The sequence below is a fragment of the Chitinophaga sp. genome (assembly GCF_035564935.1).
Lineage (GTDB): Bacteria > Bacteroidota > Bacteroidia > Chitinophagales > Chitinophagaceae > Chitinophaga.
The window spans coordinates 1-2127 of sequence record NZ_DATMTE010000992.1; the positions used below are offsets into that span (position 1 = coordinate 1).

At 47.8% G+C, this 2127-nt stretch carries 2 protein-coding genes; one reads left to right on the forward strand and one right to left on the reverse strand.

The genetic code is table 11. The annotated features are described in order from the left end of the window. Positions 1 to 196 precede the first annotated feature (196 nt). On the reverse strand, positions 197 to 1051 hold the full coding sequence (locus VN105_RS25640) for a DUF1080 domain-containing protein (protein ID WP_325645617.1): 855 nt from the start codon (positions 1049 to 1051) through the stop codon (positions 197 to 199). A gap of 102 nt (positions 1052 to 1153) precedes the next feature. Here VN105_RS25640 and VN105_RS25645 point away from each other — a divergent pair, with 102 nt between their 5' ends. Then, positions 1154 to 1792, forward strand: coding sequence for a hypothetical protein (locus VN105_RS25645; RefSeq protein ID WP_325645619.1), 639 nt, complete (start codon positions 1154 to 1156; stop codon positions 1790 to 1792). Positions 1793 to 2127 lie beyond the last annotated feature (335 nt).

Consider the following 2127-nt stretch of genomic DNA (forward strand, 5'->3'; position numbering starts at 1 on the left):
TCAGTTTAATCCTGAGTCAGACAACATCCGCTGTGATAAAAATGGTACCCGATTTGCCTTACCTGGCATAAACGCTTTTATATGAGCAAGAGATCATTGCCTGTACTGGCCGCCTTACTGTTATTAGCGGTTGCGAGCTGTGTACCGCCGAGAAGACCACCCCGGCCTCCGAAGCCGCCGCGCCCCCATCATCATGTTATTTTGCCTTTTTCGCTCCCGGCCGGTGTTGCAGCATATGGAGGATCTTATTCAGTTTAACCGGATCGTTGATGTAGGGCGACAGGTCAAACAGTTCTACTTTCCGGAAGGCTACCGGGTGGCTTTCGCTTTGCAGGGAAATGGAACCTTCAGACAGTAGTTTGCCTTCCTGTAACAGTCCGGGTTGCGGGTGCGATACATTGCCGCCGCCCATCTGCGGTTTATTGTATACAATAACGGTATCTCCTTCCACAATGTGTTTGATCACGGAATCGCGCAGCACGAGGGCTTCTGCATGTACCCATACATCGCCGTGATAGGTTTTGGAAGTTGAGCTGATGCAATGGTCCTTAATGAGTTTTCCATTCATCACCACGTTAGTACCCGGGGTGCAGAGGTTTGCAGTAGAGCGGGGATCTTTCCCATTGCCACCCAGCAGTTGCTCTTCCAGGGAAATGGGGAAGTCCTGGTCTTTGGTCATGGATGCCGCCGTTTGCCCGTGAAGCATTACGCCGCTGTTGCGGAAGGCCCATCCGGGGCCGCCTTTCACCTGTTCCCCTGTGAATTTGTATTCCACCACCACGAGGTAAGCGGAGAAATTCTTTTTATAAAAGATATGCCCGTATTGTTCTTTAAATTCATCGTACTGATCGTAGCTTACTTTCAGCATGCCACTGTCTACCCGGAAGGTGTTACCATAGTTATCGTTCAGGTTATGCCCCGTTATTTTGATGTCCCAGTCTTTCAGGTCCTTGCCATTAAAGAGTTTCAGCCATTTATCAGGGGCGATTTCCTTTTGTGCTGAACTTTGGAGGCCGGCCAGCAGTAGTAACGCGGTCAATACTTTTTTCATGGGTGCTTTTATTTAACGGCTTAAGATAACCCTTCGTCCAGAGAAATGCAAGATGCATCTGGCATATAATTCGTTAATGCTTCATAACTGACGCACATTTTTATGAAGATCCTGTTACGTTTACATTTCCTTTTCTGGATATTGGTTGCCCCCGCTGTTTACGGGCAGGAAAACGGCAGCTGGCAGCAGGCGCTGGAGCAGCAGCTGCAGGTATTGGACACCGCTGCGCCGGAAGCATGGCCATCGGGGATAGATACGCTTACCGCACTGGCAGGAGCGCATCCGGACGAATGGCTATTGCAATATTACGCTGGTTGGGCGGCTACACAGTTATCGTTTAAATCAGATAAAAAAGAGGCGGAAGCATTATGCCGCAAAGCCGAACCTTTTGTAAAAAAGGCATTGCAAATGCAGCCAGGTAACACCGAAACCCTGGCATTAATGGGTTACTGGCTGTCGGCTAAGATCAATGCCACCCCATCGCGGGGAGCTTCCCTGGGCGCCCAAAGCAGGAGTTATGCAGAAAAGGCGATAGTGGCCGATTCAACCAATCCGAGGGCATGGCTGGTGAAAGCCCTGAACATTTACTACACACCGGCTATTTTCGGCGGGGGCAAGCAGCGGGCAAAGCCAACCGTTGATATTACGGCTGCCAGGTTTGCAGCATTCAAACCGGGTAATGCACTGGCGCCTAACTGGGGACAACAGATCTTTGATGTTTTGATGGCTTCTTACCGGTAAAGTTGTTTTACTGCTCTCTGTAATTTTATTACCAGCAACATTATTTTCTATTTCCATATGCACTGTGTAAGAAATTACGCACCGTGCCAGATGTGCCACAGAACCGCTAAATACATCTTAATATATATTTAATTAACTATCAGCAACTTATTTCATTTCAAATAAAAGTGCAGGGTTTTAGCTGTAAGTTCCCCAAACTGTATATATGAGTTCCTTAACACAACACCTTCAATTGCAAGATCCACAACAACCAAAAGCAGGGTCCTTATATGATAGCTCTAATATCATCAATGTTACACCCGAAGACAGAATTGTATCCATTTTCACCGGCGCAT

Bases quoted from the DNA above. Each gene is read 5' to 3' on its own strand.
- VN105_RS25640 (WP_325645617.1), bottom strand. From the start codon at position 1,051: ATGAAAAAAGTATTGACCGCGTTACTACTGCTGGCCGGCCTCCAAAGT.
- VN105_RS25645 (WP_325645619.1), top strand. From the start codon at position 1,154: ATGAAGATCCTGTTACGTTTACATTTCCTTTTCTGGATATTGGTTGCC.